At 69.1% G+C, this 6090-nt stretch carries 6 protein-coding genes; 1 reads left to right on the top strand and 5 read right to left on the bottom strand.

Annotated features, from left to right (window positions below; translation table 11 throughout):
* Positions 1-211 precede the first annotated feature (211 nt).
* Positions 212-1219, top strand: coding sequence for a zinc-dependent alcohol dehydrogenase family protein (locus tag Bsp3421_RS33875; protein ID WP_274001451.1), 1008 nt, complete (start codon positions 212-214; stop codon positions 1217-1219).
* 49 nt (positions 1220-1268) lie between these two features.
* Here the strand turns inward: Bsp3421_RS33875 and Bsp3421_RS33870 are convergent, their stop codons facing one another.
* From Bsp3421_RS33870 to Bsp3421_RS33850, 5 genes are all read right to left on the bottom strand, one after another.
* Positions 1269-2072, bottom strand: a complete 804-nt coding sequence (locus Bsp3421_RS33870) for a class I SAM-dependent methyltransferase (protein ID WP_274001449.1) — start codon at positions 2070-2072, stop codon at positions 1269-1271.
* 73 nt (positions 2073-2145) lie between these two features.
* Entirely contained in the window at positions 2146-3171 is a 1026-nt protein-coding gene (locus tag Bsp3421_RS33865) for a hypothetical protein (protein WP_274001448.1), read from the bottom strand.
* Positions 3172-3656: 485 nt separating this feature from the next.
* A complete protein-coding gene (locus tag Bsp3421_RS33860; RefSeq protein ID WP_274001447.1) occupies positions 3657-4178 on the bottom strand; it encodes a hypothetical protein in 522 nt (173 codons plus the stop codon).
* A 410-nt stretch (positions 4179-4588) separates the two neighbouring features.
* Entirely contained in the window at positions 4589-5092 is a 504-nt protein-coding gene (locus Bsp3421_RS33855; protein ID WP_274001446.1) for a hypothetical protein, read from the bottom strand.
* Between the two features lie 116 nt (positions 5093-5208).
* The gene (locus Bsp3421_RS33850) at positions 5209-6033 is read right to left on the bottom strand and encodes an OmpW/AlkL family protein (RefSeq protein ID WP_274001444.1); all 825 of its coding nucleotides are present in this window, start codon (positions 6031-6033) and stop codon (positions 5209-5211) included.
* Between the last annotated feature and the right edge of the window lie 57 nt (positions 6034-6090).

The raw sequence follows: 6090 nt of genomic DNA, 5'->3' as shown, positions 1-6090 counted from the left end.
CGCCTTATACCTACACATTTGATAGTACCGGCTTTAATTGTACCTTCTTGTCATCATCACCCTACCGGTCGACAATCGCCTCGCGTGCTGCCCGTCGGCCGCGCCGCGCCCCGCCCCGGGGTCGCGTGCGCCGGCGCGCCGCCTGCCGTCCCAATCCACCGCGTCCCCGCCGCCATCCCGGGCGGGACGCCGCTTCCTCAAGGAGTTCCGTATGAAAGCCATCACCCTGCGCGCGCCCGGCGGCCTCGATCATCTCGTCCGCGTCGATCTTCCCGATCCGGGCGCCCCGCGCGCCGGCGAAATCCGCGTGCGTCTCCACGCCAGCTCGCTGAACTTCCACGATCTCGGCGTCGTCATGGGCCGTCTGCCGGCCGCCGACGGGCGCATCCCGATGTCGGACGGTGCGGGCGTCGTCGAGGCGGTCGGCGAAGGCGTCACGGAGTTCGCGGTCGGCGACGCGGTGGTGTCGGGCTTTTATCCGCTCTGGCTCGACGGCGGCCCGGCCGTCGCGGACTTCAAGACCACGCCCGGCGACGGCGTCGACGGCTACGCGCGCGAAGCCGTCGTGCGGCCCGCGCAGTGGTTCACGCACGCACCGCGCGGCTACAGCCACGCGGAAGCCGCGACGCTGACCACGGCCGGGCTGACCGCCTGGCGCGCGCTGGTCGTCGACGGCAACCTGAAGGCCGGCGACAGCGTGCTCGTGCTCGGCACGGGCGGCGTGTCGATCTTCGCGCTGCAGTTCGCCAAGCAGATGGGCGCGACGGTCATCGTCACGTCCTCGTCCGACGAAAAGCTGGAACGGGCGCGCGCGCTCGGCGCCGATCACCTGATCAACTACCGGCGCGATCCCGACTGGGCCGCGAAGGTGCTCGACTACACGAACGGGCGCGGCGTCGATCACGTGATCGAGGTCGGCGGCCCCGACACGCTCGCGCAATCGATCGAGGCCTGCCGGATCGGCGGCCACATCGCACTGATCGGTGTGCTCACGGGCATCGCCGGGCCACTGTCCACCGTCACGCTGATGACGCGCCAGCAACGGCTGCAAGGGCTCATCGTCGGCAGCCGCCAGCATCAGATCGAGATGGTGCGCGCGCTCGACGCAACCGGCCTCAAGCCGGTCGTCGACCTCAGCTTCCCGCTCGACGAGATCGCCGACGCGTTCCGCCATCAGGCGGACGGCAAGCACTTCGGCAAGATCTGCCTCGCGATCTGACGCCGACCGCGCCTCCGCGGCCGTCCGCGCGCGTCGGCGCGCGGACGCGTCACGCGACGCAGAGCCGATGAGAAAAGCGCGCGGCCCACGCGGGCAGCGCGCGCTTGTAGAAAAAGTGGAAATTCTCGTTGAACGAGCCCGCGACGAGCCCGTGCGGCGCGCCGAGGCGCGCGAGCGCGCGCGACGCATAGAACGAGATATGCCCGTTGCGCGGCGCGCAATACCACCAGCGATCGATGCCCTCCGCCATCACGGCGTCGTCGGCAAGCATCGTGCTGAACAGGATCGCGCCGTCGTCGTCGAGAAAGCCCGCCAGTTCGGCGATCAGCTCACGCGGTTGCGGATGATGCTCGAACACCTCGAACGCAACCACCGTCCGGTACGCGGCGGCCAGGCCCGCGCGCGTCGCCTCCGCATGCGCCGCGTAAGGATCGTAGGAATCGACCTGGCTGAAGCCGCGCGCCTTCAGCTCGCGCTCCAACTGCCCCAGCCCCGAGCCGAAATCGAGCACGTTCGCCTGCGCCAACTCGGGGAAACTCTTCGCGATCAGCTCGGCATTCTCGAACGGCCGCTTGCCCAGGTAGTCCGGATCGTGCCGCCCGTAATCGTCGTTGTAGATGTGCGCCGCGTAATCGGCATGGGTCCACGCGTCGAGCGCGCGCGTGAACACGAAGCCGCATGCGTCGCAACGGTGGAAATACACCGGCACGCCGACATACGGATCGACCTTGCGCCCGCCGAGATGATCGGCGCCGCAGCGCGAGAAATCGACGACGCCGCACAGGCGGCTGTCGCCGCCGCAGCATTTGCAAGCGGTCAGCGGCAGCGCGACCTGCATCCGATCCAGTGACATGGCGGCCCCCCGAAATACATGATGACGGAACCGCCAGCATGCCAGATTCCGGCGCCGCCGCACCGCGCGTCGCTCAGCGCGCCGACCTGCGGCGCGCGTGAACGATCGGATTGCGGTGCGCGACGAGACTCATCGACGCCTCCAGCCGCGCCAGCGCCGCCGCGCCGTCCCGATCCAGCTCGCCGGTCGCGGGCAGCGCAAGCAGCGCGTCGAGCCAGCCGCGCCACGCATCGCCGTAGAAATGCCGCCCCATCTCGCGCATCACCTCGGGCGCCGCGATGCGGATGCCCGCCAGCAGGTAGTACGCCCAGAAGCTGCCCGCGTCGGTCACCTGTTCGAGACGGCACACCGAGAGCGCGGCGAACAGCCCATCGATCGACGCGAGATCGCCGCGCTCGCGCCAGATCGCGCGCGCGACGCTGTTGTGATCGCCGCCATAGGCCGCGGGCGTGATCGGCGTCTGGGTGGCGATCGCCGCGGCGAATTCGACGAGCGCGGCCATCGTGTCGAAGCGGCGCTCTTCTTCGTCCGCCTGCCAGGCGCGACCGATCACCGTATCGATGATGCGGCTCGCCGGCTGCCCTTCGTCGCGCGCCGCGCGGATCGAGGCCGGCTCGGGCGGCGCATCGCTGTCGACCGGCTCGTGGCCGATGCCCGCCTCGATCGCTTCGAGCGCGGCCCAGCCGAACTCGGGATCGCGCCACGCATACGCGTCGATCACGCCGCGGGCGACGTCGAAGGCGCGTTTCGAGCCCGGCACGTAGCGTTCGATCAGCAGCAGTTCGCGCCGCGCGGGCGCCATCGCGAGCGTGCCGTACGCGGTGCCGGAACAGCGGCCGTGATCCGCGTCGTCGCCCAGGATCGCGGTGAAGAGCGGATCGAGCAGGCTCGCGTCGAGACGCGGCGTCGACCGCGCGACGCCTCGCAGGCGCGCGAGCGTCTCGTGGCCCGCCGCGGCCATCGCCGCGTTGCCGCCCGCGATCATCGCGTGCGCGACGCGCTCGAGGCGATCCAGCAGATATTGCAGCCACGCAGCCGTGCGCAGGCGGTCGAGCGGCAGGCTGCTGGCGTAACCATACTGCGTGTTGTAGGTGAGCATGGGTCATCCATCTATGACGACGCGCGCCGCGATCCGTCGGCCGGCCTCCTCGGGAGGCCGGCCCGGTTACGCTGTCGGACCGCCGCCGCGCCAGGAACGATCTATGTTGTTATGCGCCCCATGTCCGGCCCCGGCGCGGCGCGGACGGTGGCCCCCGTCCGCGCCGCGCCCGCCTGTCGGTTCGGCACCCCGTGCTCATGTCGCGCGCCGGCCCATGCGTCGCGGGATGGGCGGCGCGCCCTCGGCGGCGCGCCGGTTCCTGCATCCCCTTTCGCGGTTCCTGTCTCGCCGCCCTCACGGCCGCGGCCTGCCGCCATGCGTCCCGGTTCGCGGGACGGCGGCGCGGCGCACCGGACAGGTTCCAGTACGGCTCGCTGCCAGGCAGGCGACCGGCTCTTGGCCCGTCTGCCCGCCTCGCTCCTCCATGCGCATCGCGGCCCGTGATCGACAGGCATCGCATCGCCGGAACTCATTACTGCTGCCGCTCAGTCCACGCGCAACTTCGGCGACGTGACGAGCGATCCCGATATCGTGCAATTCGGCGTAAGCAGCGCCGAAGAGAAAGTCAGCCCCGACGGGTTGTCGGCCCAGGGCAGCGCGTTGCTCCAGGCGGTTGTCACCTGGTTCGGTCCGCATGGACCGAACAGATTCCAGTTGATCGCCATGTTGTTGATGCTCAGCTGGGTCGACGTCTCGATCTGGCCGGTCCACATCGACGCGCTCGACGCGCTCGGCTGTGCCAGCTGGCAGAGCGGCGCGCCCGTCAGGCTCGCGGATGTGATCCACACGATGCCCGTCGGCGTGACCGTGCCGTTGATGCGCGTCGTGCAGTTGATCACGATCGACCCTTTCAGGTACGTCGTCGCCCCTGCCGCGGAAAAGGGCTCGCCGTTCGGATTCATCGGCTGTCCATCGGCGCGGGTCACGGTCACGGCCTGCGCCTGTGCCGTCATGGCGGCCGCGAGCGCGAACGCGACCAGCGACAAGACAAACTTGCTGGATTGCATAGGATTCCCCATCTCCAATGTCGGCAGCTCCGGCACCAGCCGTCTGCCGGTCCGTTCACCAGGCGGTGAACACATCACGATGCAACGACGTACCCAGGCTGGCTCGTGCGGGCGGACCCACCCCGGGCGGAATCTGAATCTGCAACTGAAACAACTGAAACGGCGGCGGCAAGGCACACGTGCCGCTCATCCAGCGGGCCCACGGAACGACGTATCCGATCCCGCAACACCGTCGCGCCCCTCGCCGGGGGCGTCGACGGCTTCCACACGGCACGACGCCATCGGGCGCGGCCACACCCCGCGCCCTTTTCCGCCGCGGCCCGGGCCGCCCGCCTCGCGACGAGCAGCCCGAGGGCCGGAATGGCGCCGTCATGCATGCGGCGGCTTGCCGGGCCGCCGCACGTCACGCCTTACTGCACTTTGAACGCCGGCGACGTCGTCAGGGTGCCGTTGATCGTGCAATTCGGCGTCAGCGCCGCATTGTTGAAGGCCAGCGACGATGCCGTGTCGTTCCACGTCGTCGTGACCTTGCTCGGCCCGCAGGTGCCGAGAATCGACGCATTGACCTGAGCGTTGTTGATGGTCAGGTGCGTCGTGTCGTCGGCCTGGCCGGTCCACGGGTTGGTGCCGGTTGCGCTGCTCGTGATCAGGCCGCACAGGCCGCCGCCCGAGAACTGCGCCGAGGTGACCGTCACGATGCCGGACGACGTGATGGTGCCGTTGAAGGTCGACACGCAGGCGGCAGCCACGCCGCCCTTGTTGAGGTTGGTGGCGCCCGTCGCGGAGAACGGCTCGCCGTTCGGGTTCATCGCCTGGCCGTCGGCACGGGTAACCGTGACCGCCAGCGCGGGTGTAGCTGCAGCCGTTGCGAATGCAAGCGCGACAACGAACGAAACGATCTTACGAGTGCTCATGGGAACTGCCTCACTTGACGAATGGCGGCTTGCCGCCGGTTAAGCGACTTCGCGGTCCGGTGAACCCGGCCGCTCGGTCGCGGGATACCCGGGCGCCTCGACTGCGCGCCCGCGGATCAGAACTTGTAGGAAATCCCGACGAAGGTGATCAGCGGATCGGCCTTCAGACGCGTGCGCGTGTTCGACAGCTCACTCCCGTCGGCCGCCTTGACGATGATCGACGAGTAGGTCTTGAGCGGCATGTAGGTCAGCGTCGCCGTGAGCCCGAGGTGCTTGGTCAGCGCATACGACGCACCGATGTTGTAGACCGGGGTCCACGACGACGACGCCTTGGCCTCGACCGAGGTCGGCCCCGGCTTGTTCGCGCCCGCCGCGAGCACGCTGCCGAGGTTCTCGTTGACGTCTCGCACGAAGTTGCCGTTCAGCTCGATGTTGGTGAACCAGCTGTACGCCACGCCGATGCCGACGAACGGCCGGAAGCGCGCGTTCGCGTTGTTGAAGTAGTACTGCAGGATCACGGTCGGGCTCCACTGCCGCGCGTTCTTCACGGCCGGCTGGTTCGCCGGCTTGTCGAGATCGACGTTGCCGAGCGAACCCGCCGGGCCGAACGGCTTGATCACGCCGTGGCCCGTCAGCGAGAACTCGGGCGGCACGCCGAGCACCGAGGTCACCGCGATGTGGTCCGTGAAAAAGTGCGTGAGCGTCAGGCCCACCGTATCCGCGTTGTTGACGGTCAGGCTCGTGCCCGGCGACGTGAACGAGCCGGGCAGCCGCAGCGGCGCGTTGATCGGCATGTTCGCGACCGTGGTCGTCAGGCCGTTGGTCGAATCCTGCGGCATGATGTGCAGCCAGCCGAGCGTCGCGACGTTGTCGCCCGCCTGCTGGGCCAGCGCGCCCGTCGACGCGCAAGCGACGACGCACGCAGCAATCAGCTTCTTCATGTGATCTCCTCGTCCTCTGCTCCGACGGAGCGCGCGCCGCGCGCCCCGCCTGTCTCC

Source organism: Burkholderia sp. FERM BP-3421 (assembly GCF_028657905.1).
Taxonomy (GTDB): Bacteria; Pseudomonadota; Gammaproteobacteria; order Burkholderiales; family Burkholderiaceae; genus Burkholderia.
Note: the sequence above shows the minus strand (reverse complement) of the source record. Positions and strands in the feature narration are given on the sequence as shown.

What these genes read in the sequence shown, in the direction of transcription:
- Bsp3421_RS33865 (WP_274001448.1), bottom strand. Translation starts at nt 3,171, where the DNA reads ATGCTCACCTACAACACGCAGTATGGTTACGCCAGCAGCCTGCCGCTC.
- Bsp3421_RS33875 (WP_274001451.1), top strand. Translation starts at nt 212, where the DNA reads ATGAAAGCCATCACCCTGCGCGCGCCCGGCGGCCTCGATCATCTCGTC.
- Bsp3421_RS33855 (WP_274001446.1), bottom strand. Translation starts at nt 5,092, where the DNA reads ATGAGCACTCGTAAGATCGTTTCGTTCGTTGTCGCGCTTGCATTCGCA.
- Bsp3421_RS33850 (WP_274001444.1), bottom strand. Translation starts at nt 6,033, where the DNA reads ATGAAGAAGCTGATTGCTGCGTGCGTCGTCGCTTGCGCGTCGACGGGC.
- Bsp3421_RS33870 (WP_274001449.1), bottom strand. Translation starts at nt 2,072, where the DNA reads ATGTCACTGGATCGGATGCAGGTCGCGCTGCCGCTGACCGCTTGCAAA.
- Bsp3421_RS33860 (WP_274001447.1), bottom strand. Translation starts at nt 4,178, where the DNA reads ATGCAATCCAGCAAGTTTGTCTTGTCGCTGGTCGCGTTCGCGCTCGCG.